13 protein-coding genes are annotated in these 22,410 nt (G+C 35.6%); 8 read left to right on the top strand and 5 right to left on the bottom strand.

Features of this window, described 5'->3' with window-relative positions; genetic code table 11:
• Positions 1-32: 32 nt before the first annotated feature.
• The 4 genes from N4T20_RS09760 to ilvA all read left to right on the top strand — a co-directional run bounded on the left by N4T20_RS09760 (position 33) and on the right by ilvA (position 4,921).
• Positions 33-218 carry a DUF5522 domain-containing protein gene (locus N4T20_RS09760; protein WP_073418076.1) on the top strand — a complete coding sequence of 62 codons (186 nt, stop codon included), beginning with the start codon at positions 33-35 and terminating at the stop codon, positions 216-218.
• Between the two features lie 591 nt (positions 219-809).
• Complete coding sequence (locus tag N4T20_RS09755; RefSeq protein WP_260672830.1) at positions 810-2,786, top strand: urocanate hydratase; 1,977 nt, start codon at positions 810-812, stop codon at positions 2,784-2,786.
• 112 nt (positions 2,787-2,898) lie between these two features.
• Positions 2,899-3,435: a DUF4136 domain-containing protein gene (locus N4T20_RS09750; RefSeq protein WP_260672829.1), complete on the top strand. Its 537-nt coding sequence runs from the start codon at positions 2,899-2,901 to the stop codon at positions 3,433-3,435.
• Between the two features lie 241 nt (positions 3,436-3,676).
• Entirely contained in the window at positions 3,677-4,921 is a 1,245-nt protein-coding gene (ilvA, locus tag N4T20_RS09745; RefSeq protein WP_260672828.1) for a threonine ammonia-lyase IlvA, read from the top strand.
• A gap of 82 nt (positions 4,922-5,003) precedes the next feature.
• On the opposite strand, the gene N4T20_RS09740 is transcribed toward ilvA, so the two are convergent.
• Positions 5,004-7,421: an RICIN domain-containing protein gene (locus N4T20_RS09740; RefSeq protein ID WP_260672827.1), complete on the bottom strand. Its 2,418-nt coding sequence runs from the start codon at positions 7,419-7,421 to the stop codon at positions 5,004-5,006.
• A 376-nt stretch (positions 7,422-7,797) separates the two neighbouring features.
• On the opposite strand from N4T20_RS09740, the gene N4T20_RS09735 reads away from it, so the two are divergent.
• The 3 genes from N4T20_RS09735 to N4T20_RS09725 all read left to right on the top strand — a co-directional run bounded on the left by N4T20_RS09735 (position 7,798) and on the right by N4T20_RS09725 (position 10,623).
• On the top strand, positions 7,798-8,208 hold the full coding sequence (locus N4T20_RS09735; protein ID WP_260672826.1) for a group III truncated hemoglobin: 411 nt from the start codon (positions 7,798-7,800) through the stop codon (positions 8,206-8,208).
• A gap of 75 nt (positions 8,209-8,283) precedes the next feature.
• Positions 8,284-8,727: a hypothetical protein gene (locus N4T20_RS09730; RefSeq protein WP_260672825.1), complete on the top strand. Its 444-nt coding sequence runs from the start codon at positions 8,284-8,286 to the stop codon at positions 8,725-8,727.
• Positions 8,728-8,865: 138 nt separating this feature from the next.
• Positions 8,866-10,623, top strand: a complete 1,758-nt coding sequence (locus tag N4T20_RS09725) for an aromatic amino acid hydroxylase (RefSeq protein ID WP_260672824.1) — start codon at positions 8,866-8,868, stop codon at positions 10,621-10,623.
• Between the two features lie 152 nt (positions 10,624-10,775).
• On the opposite strand, the gene N4T20_RS09720 is transcribed toward N4T20_RS09725, so the two are convergent.
• The 4 genes from N4T20_RS09720 to N4T20_RS09705 all read right to left on the bottom strand — a co-directional run bounded on the left by N4T20_RS09720 (position 10,776) and on the right by N4T20_RS09705 (position 20,175).
• Complete coding sequence (locus tag N4T20_RS09720; protein ID WP_260672823.1) at positions 10,776-11,405, bottom strand: DUF4230 domain-containing protein; 630 nt, start codon at positions 11,403-11,405, stop codon at positions 10,776-10,778.
• 211 nt (positions 11,406-11,616) lie between these two features.
• On the bottom strand, positions 11,617-13,932 hold the full coding sequence (locus tag N4T20_RS09715) for a BamA/TamA family outer membrane protein (protein ID WP_260672822.1): 2,316 nt from the start codon (positions 13,930-13,932) through the stop codon (positions 11,617-11,619).
• Positions 13,916-19,027: a translocation/assembly module TamB domain-containing protein gene (locus tag N4T20_RS09710; protein ID WP_260672821.1), complete on the bottom strand. Its 5,112-nt coding sequence runs from the start codon at positions 19,025-19,027 to the stop codon at positions 13,916-13,918. The genes N4T20_RS09715 and N4T20_RS09710 overlap by 17 nt, the downstream gene beginning before the upstream one ends.
• A 185-nt stretch (positions 19,028-19,212) precedes the next feature.
• Positions 19,213-20,175 (bottom strand): GSCFA domain-containing protein, encoded by a 963-nt coding sequence (locus tag N4T20_RS09705; RefSeq protein WP_260672820.1) that lies wholly within the window; start codon positions 20,173-20,175, stop codon positions 19,213-19,215.
• A gap of 299 nt (positions 20,176-20,474) precedes the next feature.
• On the opposite strand from N4T20_RS09705, the gene N4T20_RS09700 reads away from it, so the two are divergent.
• Positions 20,475-22,220, top strand: coding sequence for an ABC transporter ATP-binding protein (locus N4T20_RS09700; RefSeq protein WP_260672819.1), 1,746 nt, complete (start codon positions 20,475-20,477; stop codon positions 22,218-22,220).
• The last annotated feature ends 190 nt before the right edge of the window (positions 22,221-22,410 follow it).

Here is a 22,410-nt window from a genome sequence, read left to right as displayed (position 1 = left end):
TAATTATTCGAAAAGGAACGCGAAGCAGATTTATGAAAGAGCAAAGTAATGAAAATAAATTAATCGAAGGAGAAGATTTTTACTATACGCCCGAAGGTTACAAATGCTTTACTGAAAAACATCATTTAAAACGCGGCTACTGCTGTAAAAGCGGCTGCAGGCATTGTCCTTACGGATTTGATAAGAGAACAGGAGAAATAAGAAAGAAAGCGAATTAGAAAATTTGAAAATGTGCCAATTCGATAATTTAAATAAATTCCAATCTAAAATCAATAATCTAAAATTATAAAATGGATATCCATTCACGAAAATTCAGGATCAAAATCCACAAGTCCTATCATAGGTCGGATATCCGCTATCCTTAGCTTTTTTTAATTAAAAAATGTGACAATTTGCCAATGAGTCAATTTGAAAATGAGATAATTAAAATAAAATCCAAATTTTTAAATTCCAAATTCCAATTTAAAATTAGAAAATGTGACAATTTCATAAATATCTTAGATAATATTCATTTCCTCCTATTTCGCTCCGCTGGAGCTTTTGTATTAGGTGATTATTATTTTCTATAAATATTACGCCTTTCCAAGGCTTTTAAATTGGTGACTAAAATTTTTTCTAAATATTTTGCCTTTCCAAGGCTTATTTCATTAGCTCCGTTAGGAGCAACATATTTATAGAAATTATTTAAACGTTGGTCACATTCAAGCCCCAGCGGGGCGATACAATTAAAACAAAAAATTAATCTGTTGTTAATCTAACTGCAATACCTTAGCATCTTAGATCCTCAGCACCTTAGAATCTTAAAAAAAATGACTTTCAAAGAACAAATACAACAAGGAATACCTTCTATATTGCCACCAAAGCAAGCTTACGATCTAGCGATTAATCATGCTCCGAAGCGAAAAGAAATCCTTTCGGCAGAAGAAAAAAAGCTGGCGCTGAAAAATGCTTTGCGCTACTTTGATCCAAAACACCACGCTGAATTGCTTCCTGAGTTTTCGGAAGAATTAGAAACTTACGGGCGTATTTATATGTATCGTCTTCGTCCAGATTATAAAATGTACGCAAGACCAATTGATGAATATCCAGGAAAATCATTGCAGGCAAAAGCGATTATGCACATGATCCAGAACAATTTGGATTATGCGGTGGCACAGCATCCTCACGAATTAATTACGTATGGCGGAAATGGGGCTGTTTTCCAAAACTGGGCGCAGTATTTATTGACCATGCAATATTTGTCTGAAATGACAGATGAGCAGACTTTAACGATGTATTCTGGTCACCCGATGGGATTATTTCCTTCTCATAAAGAAGCGCCAAGAGTTGTAGTTACAAACGGAATGGTAATCCCGAATTATTCTAAACCTGACGATTGGGAAAGAATGAACGCTTTAGGAGTTTCGCAATACGGTCAAATGACCGCGGGAAGCTATATGTACATTGGCCCTCAGGGAATTGTTCACGGAACTACGATTACGGTTTTGAATGGTTTCAGAAAAATAAAACTAAATCCTGAAGGAAACTTATTTGTTACTTCTGGCCTTGGCGGTATGTCTGGCGCTCAGCCAAAAGCCGGAAATATTGCTGGCTGCATTACGGTTTGCGCTGAGGTAAATCCGAAGATTACTAAAATTCGTCACGATCAGGGATGGATTAATGAAGTGGTAACCTCTACAGACGAATTGGTTGCCAGAGTAAATTTGGCAAAAGCCAACAAAGAAACCGTTTCGATTGCTTATTTAGGAAATGTGGTTGATGTATGGGAACGTTTTGATCAGGAAAACATAAAAATTGATTTAGGTTCAGACCAGACTTCACTTCACAATCCGTGGGCTGGCGGTTATTATCCCGCAGGTACTTCGTTTGAAGATGCAAATCAGATGATGGCCGAAAATCCCGAATTATTCAAAGAAAAAGTTCAGGAAAGTTTACGCCGACAAGCCGATGCAATCAACAAACATACTGCAAAAGGAACGTATTTCTTTGATTACGGAAATGCCTTTTTATTAGAGGCTTCTCGCGCTGGTGCAGATGTAATGGCAGAAAATAATATCGATTTTAAGTATCCAAGTTACGTTCAGGATATTATGGGACCAATGTGTTTTGATTACGGTTTTGGACCTTTCCGTTGGGTTTGTACTTCTGGAAAACCCGAAGATTTACTAAAAACAGATGCCATTGCTTGTGAAGTTTTAGAAAAAATGGCCGAAACTGCTCCAAATGAAATTCAGCAGCAAATGCAGGATAACATTAAATGGATTAAAGGCGCACAAGAAAACAAACTGGTTGTAGGTTCGCAAGCCCGAATCTTGTATGCTGATGCCGAAGGAAGAATCAAAATTGCGGAAGCCTTCAATCAAGCCATTGCAAAAGGCGAAATTGGCGCTGTAGTTTTAGGACGCGACCATCATGACGTTTCTGGAACGGATTCTCCTTATAGAGAAACATCGAATATTTACGACGGATCACGTTTTACGGCCGATATGGCGATTCATAATGTTATTGGAGACAGCTTTAGAGGTGCAACTTGGGTTTCTATTCATAATGGCGGCGGCGTTGGCTGGGGAGAAGTTATAAATGGTGGCTTTGGTATGGTTCTTGATGGTTCTACAGAGGCTTCAAAACGTTTAGCATCAATGCTTTTCTGGGATGTGAATAACGGAATTTCAAGAAGAAGCTGGGCTCGAAATGAAGGTGCTGTTTTTGCTATAAAAAGAGCTATGGAAGTTGAGCCGCTACTAAAAGTTACTTTGCCAAATTTAGTTGACGAAAGTTTACTTTAATTTAAGTTCATAAATTACAATGTCATGTCATCCTGAGCGAAGTCGAAGGCTTATAGAACGGGTTTCGACTTCGCTCAACCTGACAAAACAAGAACAACTAATTTCTTTTAATATGAAAACACTAAAGTTAATTCCGTTTTTACTGCTGTTTGTATTTGCTTCATGCAGCACTGTGACCGTTTATTCTGATTATGACAAAACTGTCGATTTTACGCCTTATAAAACATACGCCTATTTCAAGCCCGGAATTGACAAGGTCGAGATATCAGATTTAGACAAAAGAAGAATCCTACGCGCGATTGATGATCAAATGCAGGCTAAAGGCTTTACCAAAAGCGAAAATCCTGACTTACTGGTAAATATTTTTACTAAGTCAAGAGAACAAGTAGATGTAAACCAATTTACTGCTGGCTGGGGTTATGGCTGGGGCTGGGGCTGGAATCCTTACATGATGTATGGAGGACAAACTACAGTTTCTACTTCTACTGAAGGTACTTTGTATATTGATTTAATCGATGCTAAAAAGAAAGAAATGATCTGGCAAGGTGAAGGCGTTGGGACTTTGACAAGAAACATCGATAAAAAGGATGAAAAAATTGCTGAGTTTGTAGGCAAAATTTTAGCTCAATATCCTCCAGTAAAAAAATAATTATTTACATTTGCTATTCAATTAGTATAAAAAATGAAAAACTTTAACAACATTATTATCGCTATTATCAGCATTATTGCAATTCAGCAATAATGGCGAGGTGTTATATAAGTTTGTGAAATATAATGTATAAGAACCTCCCAATTGGGAGGTTTTTTATTTTAAGAATAATTAAAAAGCCGCCACGAATTATACAAATTAGCATGAATCTGTATAATTCGCGGCAAAAAAACAAAACATCATGAGTTTATTTGAAGAAGTACTTAATGCAAAGAAGCATCTCGAAAATGTAGTTGCCGCCACGCCTTTAACCCAAAATTTGAATCTTTCAGACGAATTTGAATCGACTATTTTACTAAAAAGAGAAGATTTGCAAATCGTTCGTTCCTATAAAATTAGAGGCGCTTATAATAAAATTTCTTCGTTAAACGAAAAAGAAAAAGCAAACGGAACAGTATGCGCCAGCGCAGGCAATCATGCTCAAGGTGTTGCCTATTCGTGCAATCTTTTAAAGATTCATGGTAAAATCTATATGCCCAAAACCACTCCAAAACAAAAAGTAAAGCAGGTTCAATTGTTTGGAAAATCGTTTGTCGAAATTGTTTTAACTGGAGATACTTTTGATGATGCTTATGCTTCGGCAACTGCTGATGCCATCAAAAATCATAAAACTTTTATCCATCCTTTTGATGATGAAAAAGTAATCGCTGGACAAGGAACTGTCGGATTAGAAATTTTAGAAAGTTTTAAAGAGCCAATCGACTATGTTTTTGTTCCAATTGGCGGTGGCGGATTAGCTTCTGGCCTATCAGAAGTTTTTAAGCATTTAAGTCCGCACACAAAAATAATCGGTGTTGAGCCAAAAGGTGCTCCTTCGATGAAAACTTCAATTGAAGAAAACAAAAATACGCCATTAAAAACAATCGATAAGTTTGTAGATGGTGCAGCCGTAAAACAAGTTGGGGACAAGACTTTTGAAATCTGCCGCTACAATTTGGAAGATATTATTCTGGTTCCAGAAGGCAAAGTCTGCACTACAATTTTAAGATTATACAATGAAGAAGCAATGGTGGTAGAACCTGCAGGAGCTCTAACAATTGCTGCTCTGGATTTTTATAAGGATAAAATTAAAGGCAAAAATGTAGTCTGCATTGTAAGCGGAAGCAATAACGACATTGAAAGAACTGCCGAAATAAAAGAGCGCTCTTTGCTTTATGAAGGTTTAATGCATTATTTTATGATTCAGTTTCCGCAGCGCCCAGGAGCTTTAAAAGAATTTGTCAATAATATTTTAGGTCCCGACGATGACATCACGTATTTTCAATTTGCTAAGAAAAACAGTCGCGAAGTAGGTTCTGTTGTGGTTGGTTTAGAATTGAAAAACAAAAATGATATTATGCCAATCAAGCTGAAAATGACCGAAAATGGCTTTGAATTTCAATATCTGAATGACAATCAGGATTTGTTTACGCAATTGATCGGATAAAATTAAAACAAAGGCTGTCAGATGGGATGACAGCCTTTTCAAATTCAATACAAATTACTAATTGAATGAATTGTGGATGTAATTATTGCTTCAAGATTTTTTTCGAATACGAACCTTTACTATCGTTAACTTTTACAATATAAACGCCTTTTGGCAATCGAGAAATCTCTACTTCAGCTTGATTTCCTTTTACAAATTTTACATTTTTCTTCAAAACTGGCTGTCCCGTAATATTAAAAATCTGCACCTCAGCATCTCCTTCATGATTCGTGTCAATTTTTAAAGAATCATCTGCTTCATTTACAAAAATGGTCATATCATTTAAACTTGTATTTTCAACTGCCGCTGCCGGCACTGCTAAAGCGCTTTTTGCTGTAGAAGACTCCACTTGCACCAACTGCCACTGCTGATTTAAGCCTCCAGTATAAGCCCAAACCTGAATATTGGCGCCATTTGCTGTAGAAACATTTTCAACATCAAGCGATTTACCGCTGTTTACATTTATAATTTTATAATATCCAGTTCCTAAACTCGTTACCGTCCATTTAAATTCATTAGAAGATGAAAAAGTTTTCTGCTGCACTTTTAATCCATCAGCTGTGCCATTGTTTTCAACAGCCAGATACATTCCTGTCGATTTTACGATGATGTAGTAATTACCGCCTCCGTCAGAAACAAACTTCCAACGCTGGTTGCTTCCCCCTCCATTTGTTATATCATATTGCTGAATTCTGCTTCCGCTTGCAGTGGCATTATCGGCAACATCTAAACCTTTATTACTATTTCTTGAAATAATATTGTAGTATCCTGGAAAACCAGTTGAGCCGGCTGTTACTGTAATGGCGCTCGTTGCTGTTTTTGCCCCATCAACAGTAGTCGCAGTAATTGTGGCGTTTCCTGCAGCAATGGCTAAAACCAACCCGTTTGAGTTTACTGTTGCTACGGCAGTGTTGCTAGAACTCCAATTTACAGTCGTATTTGTAGCATTGCTCGGAGCAACCGTCGCTGTCAATTGCTGAGTCTGACCTGCTGTTATTGTAGCCGAAGTTGGGCTTACGCTAACTCCTGTAACCGCAACAGGATTTGATGCGCCCCAAGTAAAAGTAACCGCCGAAGATGCTGGAACTGCATAATTAAACGCTGACGATCCTGAAACTACTTTTATCGTATTGGATGATCCTCCCGAATTATAAATTACAAGTGCCGTTGAACCATCTGGATTTTTAAAACCAACTGAAGAAATAGTGCCGCTTGTACTTGAAGAAGCAATTCGTACTGCGCCTGGCTTGACGTATTTAGAAATCTGGCCAATAATATAATACGCTACATTTTTAGTATAACTTGTGCTATTGTTAACTGTAATCGCGCCTAGACACGTGGTGCATCCGCCAGGAGTACGAGGCCCTAAACTTGAATTGTTTGCCGCATTCCATTCTAAAACTGTTTTAGACCAGTTATTTGTGCTTCCAATCACTACGTTTTGCATATGCCAGCCAAAATCTCCGCTAAAGCTTCCGCCCGAACCCGTGTATTGTTCTGTAAAATAAACGTTTTTATTGGTTTGAGTTTTTACCGTTGACATTGCGGAGATATTTCCTAAATACAAGTGAAATGCAGCTCCATCAACATAAGAACTATTATTTAAAACATCAATTGGGTATGCCGTATTATCACAATTGTGATCAAAAGCAATAATTTTAATGTTTCCATAACCGGCTGCTGCCATTTGAGGCCCAAGCTGTTGATTGATGAAATTCTTCTGCTCTGTAGAATTCATCAGCATACTTGGTTCGTTGTTTGGATTTTCTGGCTCGTTTTGCGGTGTAATTGCCCAAATATTAATACCTTGTGCTTTCATCGCATCAAAATATTTTACGAAGTATTTCGCATAGGCTGCATAATATTGCGTCTGTAGAGAGCCTCCAACCCAAGAACCATTAGTTTTCATCCATCTTGGTGCAGACCAAGGTGTTGCCAGGATTTTGATGTTAGGATTAATCAGTAAGATTTTTTTAATGATTGGAACTAAATAAGTTAAATCAGGTCCGTTCAAACTAAAATTATTCATATTGGTGTCTCTCGAAGTTTCGTTATAGCTGTAAGAAGAACTGCTTAAATCTGAAGCTCCAATACTGATACGAACAACACTTGCATTTAATCCCGTCGTTGGATTGTACAAATCATTCAGCAGTTGGTTTTGCTGCGTTGCTGCCATTCCGGAAATAACTTCGCAGCTTCCTTCGGTAAGAGTATAACCGAATCCGTCCATAGTCTGATAGGTTGTTCCAGCATTTACTGTTACAGTGGAAGGATTGGTTCCCGAATTGGTTCCGAAACTTACAGTTGCCTGCTGCTGCAACAATTTAGTTTGATCTCCAGTGGTCATCCAAGGAGTTACCGTCTGAGCATTTAAGCTGTTCATGAATAAAAGCGTACTGCAACATAATAGTTTCAACGCTTTACTTACCCGAATTGTAGGTGTTTGAGTAGTTTTGTGCATTCTTTTGTGGTTTTGGTTTGATAATTAGTTTTTTCTTATTTATTCAGTTTTATTTTACTAAAACAGCACAATATTATGAGTATTTTTACAACATTCTCATTTTTTTAACTTTACAAATACACATCAAATTAAAAAAATCGATATAACAAAAACTCATCTTATTGTTTTTCAAATCACTGAAAAACAATATTTTAAAAAATTAAAAATCATAAAAAACTTACCTATTAAAACCGAAATAACTTATCATAAAATAAAAAATCTATACAATTCCTTACAAAATGCGATTTTGCCGAGCAACTAAAGGGCATATGACAATTATCAGGAAGGTAAAAGAAAGATATATTGTATTTTTGCAGTTTACTTAAAATTCAATAAAATGACAGCTTTAAAAGATATTTCGACAATAGAAGACATTCAGCAAATGGTTAACAGCTTTTATGCAAATGTTAGAAAAGACGATTTAATCGGGCCGATATTTAATGATAAATTGCAAGATCGCTGGGAACCTCATCTGCAAAAAATGTACAATTTCTGGCAAACCATTCTATTTGATGTCCGCGCTTATTCTGGAACACCTTTTCCTCCGCATAAACAGCTACCTGTAGACAAAACCCACTTTGACCGTTGGATTGCTATTTTTAATTCAACAATCGATTCGCAATTTGCGGGACCCATAACTGAAGAAGCTAAAATGCGCGCTACCAATATGGCATTTATGTTTAGCCATAAAATTGAATATTTTAGAAATGCAGAAAATGAGATGAGAAATGCAGTAAAAAAATCTTAAAAAATTTCTTTCAAATAAAAAGCAGAATTTTATATTTGATTCAATGAATTAAACCAAATCTATATTCTTTTATTTATGAAAAAAGTAATTTTCTTTATTGCAATCTGTTTCTCCTTTTTAAATCAATTAGCAGCGCAATCTCAAACGTCGGCTTCTAATTTATACAAAGGAACTGTTGATGGAAAAACTCCTGTAACCATTTACATTAAGACGCAAGAAAATCAATGCACTGCCGATTTAGACTATATTGCAATGTATCGCTATAAGTCGAACAAATGGATTCAGCTTTATCCTACCCAAAATAAGAAGGTTGAAAATGAATTTGTCATGGTTGAACATGGTTTTAGCGGTGTTTTAATTTTAAAGAAATTAGGAAATACTTTTTCTGGTTTATGGATTAGCCCAGATGCTAAAAAGCAGCTAAAAATAGAAGTAAAAGAAACTTCAATGACCAAAAAAGAGATGGAAAACTATGAACAAACGATGGAAAAAGTAAGTTTCGAAAATAACGACTGCTAAAATTCTATTTCATTTCAGCTCTTTAAAAATCTACAAAAATGCAATAAAACTCAATTTCGAATAAAAATTTTGTGATGGATGATAAAAAATCGAGTCGCAAATTCGTAATTTTACATTTTAATCTACAACGTTTTCGAAATGAATCCAAATATTGAAACCAATCCGTTATTAGAGCGATTGCCTAAACATTTACAGCAATTTATTAAACCTCAAGATTATAGTGATTACACTCCTATCAATCAGGCGGTTTGGCGATATGTAATGCGCAAAAACGTAGATTATCTTTCTAAAGTTGCGCACGATTCTTATCTGGAAGGCTTGCGCAAAACCGGTATCGAAATAGACTCTATTCCGAGTATGTACGGCATGAACCGAATCCTTAGCGAAATTGGCTGGGCAGCGGTTGCTGTTGACGGTTTTATTCCGCCAAATGCTTTTATGGAGTTTCAGGCCTATAATGTTTTGGTTATTGCTTCAGACATTCGTCAATTGGAACATATTGAATATACTCCTGCCCCAGACATCATTCACGAAGGTGCAGGCCACGCTCCTATTATTGCCAATCCAGAATATGCTGAATATTTAAGACGTTTTGGCGAAATTGGGTGCAAAGCCATTTCTTCTCATAAAGATTATCAAATGTATGAAGCAATTCGTCTGCTTTCAATTTTAAAGGAAGCCGAAGACACGCCGCAAGAAAAAATCGATGAAGCCGAAAAAGCTGTTGCCGATTTACAAAATGATATGGGCGAATTGTCTGAAATGGCTCAAATCAGAAATTTGCATTGGTGGACTGTCGAGTACGGTTTGATTGGAACTGTTGAAAACCCAAAAATATATGGCGCGGGACTGCTTTCTTCGATTGGCGAAAGCGCCCACTGTATGACCGATAATGTAAAGAAAATACCTTATGATATTTCGGCTGCTAATCAGAATTTCGATATTACGCAGTTGCAGCCCCAGCTTTATGTAACGCCAACTTTTTCGCATTTGAGTTTGATCTTAGAAGAGTTTGCCAACAAAATGGCTTTACGAACAGGAGGCCTTTCTGGAATTCAAAAACTGATTCATTCAAATGCTTTGGGAACTATTGAATTAAGCACTGGTCTTCAGATTTCTGGAGTTTTTACCAATGTTATCGAAGAAGAAGGAAAACCAGTTTACATCCAGACTACAGGTAAAACTGCTTTGGCTTACCGCGAAAAAGAATTGGTCGGACACGGAACTTTAACGCATCCGCACGGGTTTGGCAGCCCGATTGGGAAACTGAAAGGGTTTAATCTGGCAATTGAAGATATGAGTCCGAAAGACTTACAGGCTTACAGCATTGTAGAAAATGAAACTGTAAAACTGGAATTTGAAGGCAACATTATTGTTGAAGGCGAAATCATTACGGGATCTAGAAATCTTCACGGAGAAATTATTTTAATCAGTTTTAGAAATTGCACCGTAACTCATGGCGAGACTGTTTTGTTTCAGCCTGAATGGGGCAATTATGATATGGCAATTGGCAAAAAAGTGATTTCTGCTTTCTCAGGCCCAGCTGACGTGAATAGTTTTGACTTAATTAATATTGTTCCTTCAACAAAAACAATCAAAGCGAAACATACTGAAGAGCGTGACGAATTAGAAAATTTATACGTAGCCGTTAGAGCTATTAGAATAAATAAAAGTGATAAAACAGCACTAAAATCTGTTTTTGAAAAACTAAAAAACAATCATTCAAACGATTGGCTTTTAGCTGTCGAAATCACAGAACTTCTGAAGGATTCTGACGAAAAACAGCTTTTGCAGGAAGTTTTGGTTTATCTGGATCAATTGAAAGAAAGACGTCCTGAGGTTGCGCATTTAATTTCTGGCGGATTGGATTTGATTTTTGACAGTTCTTTTGCCTAATTTGCCACAAAGGCACTAAGACACAAAGTTTTTTTTTTTGAATAGCCTCCAGCTAAAGCAGGAGGCTATTCAAAAAATCATTTTAATCCTTTAATCTCTGGCAAAAAACCTATGCCACTTTGAACCTCTGCCACTTTGAACCTTAAAAAAAACTACAGCTTCAAATCCTGAGTCAATTCAGTTTCAGATTCAATAGTTTTTCCATTGTATTGCAGTTTCCATCCCATTGAATTGGTCATGATTAAAATCTTAGACAATTCGCTTATCAGTCTATTTTGAGCGTTGGTTTTTAGGGTAGACTTCTCGATTTTCTTTGCCAGATTGGCTTTTACCGATTTATTGATTTTATTGTAATCGTCTCCCGTAAACGGATTCAGTTTACTTTGCTCAACATCGTAAAACTGAATATCTGGGTTTATCGTGATTTCTTCTTTTGGAATATTTAAAATCGTGATGGTTTTGTTTTTCTCATCAATATCATATTTCATTTGATGCAAATCGTAAGCAACAGTCACATTTGCGTTGACAACGATTAGCGCTTTTTTCTCAAAAGAAATCATGTCCATCAAATATTTCTGCTGATTTTTGTAGGTAATGACCTCTGAGAAATGCCCTTCGGTAACGACCAATTTACCAACATTAAGAATCTGCTGCTGAATTAAATTGGTATTATATTGAATATCTGTGTCATCGTCTTTTTTGAACTGGCAATATTTAAATCCCAGAACAATTATTAAAACAATAACTCCAATACCTATAATTCTTTTGATCAAGTTTTGCATTCTAATAAAATATTTTAGACCAATTTACTTCATTTTTTTCTTTTTTTAGCCATGAAATTATTTCTTTTTTTAGCCACGAATTCACGAATTTTCAATATTCTCGTTGTCTATTATTTTTTTCTTTTTCACAAATTTAATTTGTGAATTCAAATTAAAAGTATCTGCATTGATTAGCGAAAATTCGTGAATTCGTAGCTAGAAAAAACAAAAACTAGAACGGATAACCTATAGCAATATTCAAAATCAGGTTGTCTTTTCTCCAAGAACTGCTTCCGAAATTAATATCGTCAATTACCCATCTTTGTCCGTCTGGCAATGCAGGATTTCGAAGCGGAATGGCTAAATCGGTTCTTAAAACTAAAAAGGATAAATCGAAGCGCAAACCTACTCCCGCACCAACGGCAATTTCTTTCATAAAATCTTTTGAAATCTCTGCTCCAGGTTTGTTAGGATCGGCGTGCAAAAGCCAAATATTTCCCGCATCTAAAAACACAGCACCTCTTACAATACTAAAAAGTTTAGCGCGATACTCGGTATTGAATTCTAATTTTAAGTCGGCAGATTGGTCTGGCGTATAATTATCACTAGTTTCTGTCGGAACAACATAACTACCTGGCCCTAAAGTTCTCGCTCTAAAAGCCCTAATACTGTTCGTTCCTCCTACTACAAACTGCTTAGATGCTGGAAGTGTTCTCGAATTTCCATAAGCAAAACCGGCACCGACAATCAATCTGCTGGCTAACTCGCTTTCTTTACCTAATTTTAAATAATGCCTAAAATCGGATCTGATTTTTACATATTGGCTAAAGGGAACATCGAAGATTTTTATGGTGTCGTTTTTCTTGATATTTGCTCCTGTAAGCAGTCCTGTTAGGTTTCCGGCCAAATCTAATTCGCCATTAAAATAGATCGTATTCTTTTTACGCTTCTGCATCGTGTTGGTATACGTGTAATTGTACGTTGGACCAAAAACAAGTTGCTTTTCGATTACTTTTCCTAAGGCTGGATCTTTATCAACATCTGCTAAATATTCTGGCGTAACATGATTTGGGCTTACATAAGTCACATCAATTACATTCAATTGATGTTCTTTGCGAATGTTTTCTTTCCACATATAACCGAAAGAAGTATTAAAAGAGTTTAAAGCATACAATTGTGTCCTTTTTTGGTATTCGTAACGCAAAGTTGCTCTAGTTCTTGGCACATATTCGCTATTTCCTTCAATATGAAAAGGGGTTATAAATCTTGGCCAAGTTAAACTTACTTCGCCTCCTAGTTTGTAAATATTTTTTCCTCTATTTACTCCGCCCAGCTGAAAATCGGCTCCTCCAAAAATTGACGCTGTAAACAATTCTGCACCGCGCAAAAAGTTTCGGTTATTCCAATTCAGATTTAATTCTGTACCAGTATAACTTGCTGAGTTCGTTTTTCCGATAACTTCAACTCTTATGAATTTCTTTGACAAAAGAGTCAAATAGTAATACGAATCTAAAGCATTCGGAATAGAATCTGACGGTTTAAATTCGTTCTTCACAAAACTGAAAGTCCCCAAATTCACAAATCGGTTTAAGGTCAAATTATGGTCTTTCCTGTTGTAAACATCTCCTTTTTTGAAATAAATGGTTCGATCGTAAATTCTTGGTTTAAAGGTATCTGCTGTATCAATTATAGTAAAATCTTTATACTGCACTATATCTCTTTTTCTATAAACCGCACTATCATTGGCAAGCGAATAATTTGGGTACACAAAGATTTTATCTATTTTGTATGAAGTTAAGGCTTTTACAGGCGTATCGTCTTTTATCACCAATCTGATTCGCACTTCGTGATCTCCTTTGCTGCTGTCTACTTTTGCCAAAATATAATCTGGATTAAAATAGAAATAACCTTTTTCTTTTAATCTGGCATCGATTCTTTCTCTTTCTGCTTTAATGATGTCCAAATCGTATGGATTTCCAACTTTAAGAAGACTTCTTTTATGGCTTCTGGCAATAATTTTTGACATTTTTAAGGAGTCGTCTGGAAAAGTAACGCTTTTTATGATGTACTGTTTTCTTGGCGTAACAATATATTCTGCCGTAACCCTTTTATTTCGAACAGTCGAATCGGCGCTGACACGAGTTTTAAAATAACCTCTATTTTCTGTAAAATTTCGTAAAACCGAAGCATTATAATCCAAATCAACTTGGCTGAAAAGCACTGGCGGTTCTCCAACTTTGTTGCGCAGCCAGTATCGTGTTCCTTTATCTTTTTTAGGCTCTCCTGCAAGATTGTATATCAGCAATTTAGGTCGAAGCCCCAAAAACTGTTTGTTCGGTTTTGGACGCAACAGTCCTTCCAATTCTGCTTCCAGCGCTTTTCGATCTTTCTTTTTCATGATCGAATCTTTTACTGTAACAGAACCGCCAGTATAAAGCAATTCGCCCTCAGGAAGATATTTCGTGTTGCTGCATCCTAAAACAAAAAATAAGGAAAGCAGCGCGATATACTTTAAATAAATATTTCTATGATTATGTCTTTTGCTCATTTCCTTCAATCGTTTTTTCGTCTTCGTTCTCTTGCAGTTTACCCTTTTCTTTATCCTCTTTCTTTTTTTGCTTTTCTTTTTCCTTGCGAATTTTTTCTTCTCTAATTAGCTGTTTTTCTTCTTCTGTACGATGAAATAATTCTCTGAATTTATTGTAGCTCATTGTAATTACAAAGGCGACTCCTGTCTCTATTACCTGACCTTCTACTGCAACCTGATATTGGTTTTTGCGATACGCACGAATCATGTAACGGCCATCTTTTGTCAGTTGATAATCTAAAGCGACATCGCCAGCAATATTGGTTGATTCTTCGTTGGCACGTTCCTGCCCTTCTACTCCAAAACTGCTTCCAACCGTAATTTTTAATCGATCGTCTAGCAATTTTTTAGAAACTTCAACATTCAGATCGGTTCTGTTCTGCATGGTTCCTGTCGTATAATCTTCTGTCGATTCTAAATCAAAATTGACTTCAAATCCTTCAATAAGATCTCCTGCCAGATTATTCAATTGCTGCGAAAGTATCTTGCTCACACTCTGTCTCGCAAAAGATTCTGCATTTATGCCACCGCTTTCGCTCGCAAAAGGATTTTCGCCCACAAATCTGTTCAATAATAAAAGGGCAAAAACTTGTTTATTAAGTTCGGCGGGATCTTGTTCCAGCTGTTTTAATTTTGCCTGTGTCATATCTACAACATCTGTAGAAACATTATAATTTCCTTTGGGAAGGACAATTCCAAACGAAATTTCGGGTTTCAGCAATTCTCCATTCATTTTCAATAAAGTCTGAAAAGGAAGTTTTTGTTTGTAGGTGTTTTGAACCGATGGAGATAGATTTTTCAACTGACTCCCCAATAAATCAATTGGCGCTGTGTTGACTTTATAAATGGCTGTAATATTTAAAGTTGCCATTGTCGGTTCGCCATTCCAGGTGATGAAACTTCCTTTCTGAATATCAAATTTTCTTTTAATTCCGTTGAAATTCATTTGATAAGAACCATCCGAAAATTCATATTTTCCAGTCAAAGTTGTTTTTCCCGATTGATCGATTCCTCCAACTAATTCTGCTTCTCCTTTCAAATTCAAATAATCGCCATTAGATTTATCGATTAGCAAAGTCAATTCGGCTTCTTTATTGATCGAAATAGCCACATTAACATCCATTCCTTTCAATTCCGACTGATTCAGTTTGTTCTGCATATCAACCGTTTGCTTCAAGTACAGATTATCTTCGTCAACAAATTCTACAATTCCTTCGCGATCGGCAATCGAAGGGTCTGACTGCGGCATTACGACCGTAAACTTCGTTTCTTTATTTATTTTAATAGTTCCATCAACAACGGGACTATCCAAATTTCCTTTGATATTCAGTTTTGTATCTAAAAATAAATCGCCATAAAACAAATCATTGTCTTTTGCTTGCGAATGGATGGCTCTAAAATCGTCGGCTTCAACAAGCAAATTGAAATTGTATTTGACAAAATCTGGAGACTGAATGGTTCCATTTACAAACAATTCGTTATCATTTTCATCAAAAAGAGAGAATTTATCAAATGAAATCATCTCATTGCTGAACGTGATTTTTTCATTTTTTGTTTTAAAATACGAATTGAGCTGCGTGACTCTAAAACCAGCATCATTAAAAACCAATTCTCCATTAATTTGGGGAGCCGAAGCATTTCCTGTCAGCTTAAAATTTCCCGACAAAAAGCCTTGCCCTTCAGTAATGTTTCCCATGCTAAAACCTTGAATGCTTTTGATATAAAGCTTATTAATGGCTACATCAAAATCAAATGTTCCTGCATCTAACTGATAATTTCCTGTTAGCTTCAAGTCATTTCCTTCGTCGCTCAAGGCTACATTTGCGGCAAGTGTATTGGCTGTTTTATTATCTACTTTTATTTCTAAATCTCCGACTTTTGAACCTTTAAAAGTAAAATCATCAATTTTTAAATCGGATGTAAAAGTTGGGTTCGTCATCACATTTTCTACCAATGCATTTCCGTTTATCAAACCTTGCATCAATAACTCATCTTTTTTAACCATGTTCATAATGGTTTCGATTTTGAAGTTGACAAAATCTACTTGCAAAGGCGCATTGTTTTGATTCCCTTGCGATTGCACTTTTAACTCATTTCCGTTATTGCTCAAATTGAATTTATTGACATAAAGCCTTTTTTCTCCAAACTCAATCGCATTCTCAGGATCAACATTCCATTTATCATAATTTAAAATGAAGTTTTCAGCGTCAAGTTTTACAATATTTTTAGACCCTTCTGCTTTAAATTCGCCCGCGATAAAATATTGCTGTTTTTGTTTCGCATCCTGAACTTCAAGTGCATAAGTCAAAATATTGTTTTGCACTTGTCCGCTCAAACTCGTAAACGGAATTTTTAAAGAACCGCTTTCAATTGTTGCCACAGAAACTGAATATTCCAACGCATTTTCTTTGGCTTCGATATTGATTTTCCCATCCGAAATGGTATTGCCTCCGTAAACAATTCTCGGAATAGTTCCTTTTACCGTTAAAGAATCGGTATGATTATTATAATTTCCATTTATCGTAAAAGGCTCTAATCCAGTTAATTTTGGCAACAATTTAAAAAGAACAGGATCATTGTCTACTTTCAGCATAAAAGCCAATCTCTGTTCGTCTGATTCTGCGTTGACTTTCGGATTTTGAAGGTCAATATATTTAGATAATGATTTTTGAAGTGAATTTGCCAAAGTCGTCAATTTGTATTTTCCGGTTACTTCGGCTTTTAGAAATTGAGACGAAATTTTAATGGAATTGCTGTCTTTATCCGCAAAAGCCAGTACACGAATCGAATCTAAAACAATCGGTTCTGCATCTTGCAAAACTTGAATGTTCGAAAGAAACACTTTTCCATTCAGAAAATCAGGATTACTATTGGCAATATCAGCATCAACATTTCCGCGAAGCTTCATCGGCCCTGCGTGCAAATTCAGTTTTTCTAAATCGGCAATATCTAAGTTCAGCTTTAATTTTATGGTCGGATATTTATCTTTTGTGTCGCCAGAAGCTATTAAATCGAAATTGAGGTTTGGGTCTTTCATCCCCGATTTTACTGCAAAAGAACCATTTTCAATATTTCCTTTTAATGCTAAATCTCTATAAGTGTATCGATTAAAAACTGCTTTTTGCACCAAACCGTCAACCACAGCATTTGCTGTTTTTGGATCTAAACCGTTTCCTTTAACTTTTGCTTTAAGCGTAATTTTTCCGATGGAATCATTTTTAATAAAACGTCCCAAATCAAAATCCAACAGATAAACTTGCGCATCGTATTTTTCTCTTTTTTTAACGCGCTGATCAAATAAAGCATCAATTTTTGCATTTCCAAAACTGCTCGCTAGAGTCATATTGATTTTAAAATTCTGAACAGAACCTTTAAATTTCCCTTGCAAACTTAATTGAGACGGCAGCTGGATATTTTTCGGAATTGTTCCCGCTGGCACCAGCATATTAATGTCTTTTGAAGTCGTCGAAGCTTTTTTAATATCCAAATCGTAATATGCTTTTTGCGCATCAGGCAATCCGGCAATTTTCCCCGAAAGAGAAACTTTTGTAGAACCAATTCCGCTCATTTCAAACTTCGAAATATTCAAATCTTTTACTTTTCCGCTCATACGGCTGTCCACATACAAAATCGCATTTGGATTACTTTTGAATGGATTTGTATTTTGAAGGTCGGGAACAAACAGCAAGATGTCTTTGAAACCAATTTTAGATTGTTTTAAATTGGCGTCAAGGGCAAGATTTCCTAAATCCTTCTGAAGTGATTCTAATGATTTATATTGGGCTTTAACTTTGTCTTGAAGAAGAGTTTGCGGTGTTTTCAAATACAGATTTTCCAACGAAGCATTTTTAGGTCCGTAAAAGAAATCGGTTTTGAAAGACTGGATCTGCAAGCCGCTTTTTTCATTTACCGTTAGCGTTTTTATATTTCCTGAAATCGTATCATTTCCGTAATATAATTTCTCGGCTTTAAAATTGAATTTATCCAAATCCAAGTGTGCATAGTCAATTCCTTTCGTTTTAGGTTTTGACTGCATATCATCAAATCTGAAAGCTATATTTTCCAGATTGGCATCGTTGAGTTTTACTTTCCAGCCTGCTTGTTTTATGGCTGTTGTATCTAAATCTGGAGTTTCAATTTGTTTGTCTTTTGCACCTAATCGCAGATTTCCGCTAAGGTTTTTTACTTCGAAAGTATCAAAATCTAGAAGCTGCTTATTCAGATCGATTTCATTTACCGCCAAATTTAAATTCTCCAAACGAATGCCCGAATTGAGTTTGGAATCTTTATTATCGTATAAAATATCGATTTTAGACAAAGTGATTTTATTCAATGCCAATTTAAAATCTGGCCGTTTCGAAACCGTATCAACTGTTTTAACTGAAACTTCAGCAATTTTCTCGACAACATCCTGATCTAAAACTACTTTTAAGCCATTTAAATTGATGGTCGGAATATTAAAATCCATTTTATCAAGATCGAACTTTTTGAATTTGGTATCAAAATGGGTCAGATTTACTCTGATATCATTCTTCGAAAAATCATCTTTAAAATTAAATTTAACCTGATCGAGATTTACTTTTACAACAGAAATTTTAAAAGGTTTAGCATCAGGATCTTCTGCTTTTGGTTCCTTAGACTCAAATGCTTTTATGATATAATCAAAATTGAAAACGCCGTCTTTGTTTCTGGAAATATTGGCTTTGACATTTTCCAATGAAACAGAATTGATTTCGAGTTCGCTGCTTACGAGTTTAAAAAGATCGACATCGACTTCTAATCGTTTACCAGCCAGCAAAGTGTCCTTTTTTTGGTCTTCAAAATAAAAACCTTCCAGAACTACATCTTTGGGAAATTTAATTAGAATTTTATCGAGAGAAACTTTGGTTTTGATTTTACCTTCTAGATAAGTAATCGCTTTATCTTTAACGAAATTTTGAACTGACGGAACCTGAATTAAGATAATTACAACTAATAAAAGTGCCACTATAGAAACCACGCACCACATTAAGATACGAAGTGTTTTTTTAAGAAAATAAACGGGTTTCTTATTCATACGTCAATAAAATCACTAAGATTAGAATTGCTTCTGAAAAAAGCAGGGTTACACATTTTACAAAAATGTAAAATTTAAACCTTAACAATTTACATAATTCTAAGCAATTATTCTAAAATTTTATTGTTTAATGACAGGTTTTGCTTGTGAAGACGCTCAGGCCCGAAGTTTTTTCGCTAAGTCTATTAAAATTTGATGTGAGGCTGCTTTTTTCCTAAGGCATCCATCTTTTGCTGGAGCTTTGCCAAAAACTTTTGGTGCTGTTCTGATTCTGGATTAAAACTGCGGTGACGAAGGCTTTTTTGAATTTCGTCTACTTCTTTCATCACAGGAACGCTTTCTTCTGAAACATAATTTTCGCTAAAAAGCTTCCAAATATAATCTATCGCAATTTGATTTGGATGCAGCATATCTTCAGAATAAAAACGATAATCGCGAAGTTCATCCATCATGATTTCGTAGGAAGGAAAATAGTCAAAAGCCAATCCCGAAGCCTCGGGACTTAAATCAAGAGTCTGATGTAAAGCTGTAAACAAATGCGATTTGCTCAATTGGTTTTCTACAAATCCGTCTTTGATGTGGCGTACTGGAGAAATTGTAAAAATGAAATTTATATTAGGATTCAAAACCTGAATGGCTTCAATTGTATTTTGAATGCTTTTTTGGATTGCTTCTGCCGACAGTAATTCTTTTGAAAATTGTTTTTGAGGCACTTTATGGCAATTGGCTACAATTTCGCCTTTTTCGAGATTTCTATAAATCCAAGAAGTTCCAAAAGTGATGATAATATGAGTGGCTTCTCTGAGCTGTTTGTTCGTTTCTGCTACTGCTTTATTGAGCGATTCTAACAATTCCTGACGGTCAGAATTGCTTAAATCCGAATGCGCCTCAAAGCTCTGCCAGCGCTCATTATGAAAAAAGACATCTTTTTCTTCAAACCATTCTTGTCTAGAAATTCGGTTAAATAATTTCTCAATTGAAGCGGGATTAAAAATTATTCCAAACGGATTGGTTTCGTTCTGAAATTTAAAATAATCAAATTTCTCTGCCATGTTTTCAGCAAAACAAGAACCAATAGAAAGTATTTTCGAATTATAATCGATCGGATTACTGCTTCTTGAAATTGGAATTTGGGTTCTGAATTGCATGATGTATAGTTTGAAACAAAGTTAAAGATTACTAGCCACTCTTTTGACACCTAATTGATAATTGGCACGATTAAATTTAGACAAAAAAACTGCACTCAGAATCACGAAGTTTGCTACAGCAAAGATTCAGTTTAATTTAAAAAAAATATAGGTTTAAAAACTTTGCGCCTCTGCGCCTTTGCGTGAATTTACCGAAACCAACCAGTTATGAAAAAAATTACATTTTTAATAACAAAAACCAACTCTAGAAACTAAAACAATTCCTTATTTTTGCATCTTCCACTTTTTTAAAATCTTATATGAAATTACTATATACCTACATTATCAGACATAAAATGCTTTTGTTTTTTGCTTTGATAATGGCTACTATCAACATTTGTTTCAGTTTATCAGACTCTGTAATTACCGGAAAATTAATGCAGGACTGCGGTGTTGGAATTGCAAAATACAAAGGAAACGAAATCGGATTCATAAAATCTTTAGCTTTCTGGCTCGGGCTTTCGCTGGGTGCGGCCATGATTTCCAGAATTACCAAAAACTTTCAGGATTATTTTACCAATGTGGTTATTCAGCGTACGGGTGCTCAAATGTATACAGACGGAATCAAAAAATCGCTTGATCTTCCTTATGCAGAATTTGAGGATCAGCGAAGCGGTGAAACTTTAAGCAAACTGACCAAAGTTAGAATCGATTCAGAAAAACTGATTACGCTTTCTATTTCTTTAATCTTCCAGACTATCATCGGTTTTATTTTCGTAATCGTATATGTTGCCAGAATCGATTTTAGAATTTCGATTATCTTCTTAATTACAGCACCAATTATTGCTTTGGTAAGTTTGTATTTAGGCAAGAAAATCAAAATCGTGTCAAGAAAAATTGTGAATCAGACCAATGCACTGGCTGGTTCTACGACAGAAAGTTTGCGCAATATCGAATTGGTAAAAAGTCTTGGTTTAACGTATCAGGAAGAAAAGCGTCTAAACTTAAACACTTTTAAGATTCTTCAATTAGAACTGCAGAAAATCCGTTTTATCAGAAGTTTGAGTTTTATTCAAGGAACCACTGTTCACTTTTTAAGAACCTGCGTTGTTTTTGCTTTGTATTACTTTTTATTTGGAGGAAAAATTATCGTTGGAGATTTATTGACAATGGTCTTTTTTACTTTCTTTATTTTTGGCCCTTTACAGGAATTAGGAAACTTTATTATCGCTCTAAATGAAACTAAAGTTTCTATGGAGAATTTCAGAAACTTGTTAAATGCGCCAAAAGAATTTCGTCCTAAAACTCCAAAACACGTTGGTGCAATTCAGAAACTGTTATTCTCAAATGTGAGTTTTCAGCATAAAACGGCCAAATTTAAAGCGGTTGAAAACATCAATTTCGAAATCAAACAAGGCCAGACTGTTGCGTTTGTAGGGCCTTCTGGATCAGGAAAAACGACTTTGGTCAAATTATTAGTCGGATTGTATACTCCTGAAGAGGGTGAGATTCTGTACAATGATATCGATTCGACCGAAATTGATTTATTGGATTTAAGGAAGCAGCTCGGATTTGTCACACAAGATGCTCAATTGTTCTCAGGAACAATTCGCGAAAACTTATTGTTTGTTAAACCAAATGCAACCGACGAGGAATTATATGATGCGTTAAAACGCGCTAGCTGCGATAAACTTCTAAAACGTGCAGAAGATGGTTTAAACACCACAATTGGTGAAGGCGGAATCAAAGTTTCGGGCGGTGAAAAACAGCGTTTATCTATTGCAAGAGCTATTCTTAGAAACCCAAATTTATTGATTTTTGATGAAGCAACTTCTGCCTTAGATTCTATTACCGAGGAAGAAATCAATGATACGATTAGGAATATCTCTGACAAAAATAGAATTACGGTTTTAATTGCTCACCGTTTGTCAACCGTAATGCACGCTGATAGAATTTTTGTTTTAGAGCAAGGTAAAATCATCGAACAAGGCAAACACGAAGATTTGATTGTTGAGAAAGGGCTGTATTATGCCATGTGGCGCCAGCAGATTGGGGAAAGAAAATAGTTTTTCTAAAGGTTCTGAGGTGCTAAGGAACTAAGGTTCTAAGGGACCATCCCAAAGCTCCGAGACTAAGTTTTTTTTCTGAATAGTGTCCAGCTAAAGCTGGATGGATATGATATAATAAATTAAAGTTGAAGGGCTTTAGCCAAACTATCATGTTTGGCTAAAGCCCTTTTTAATTCCTATTTTCTCA

Source organism: Flavobacterium sp. TR2, from assembly GCF_025252405.1.
Classification (GTDB): Bacteria; Bacteroidota; Bacteroidia; order Flavobacteriales; family Flavobacteriaceae; genus Flavobacterium.
Note: the sequence above shows the minus strand (reverse complement) of the source record. Positions and strands in the feature narration are given on the sequence as shown.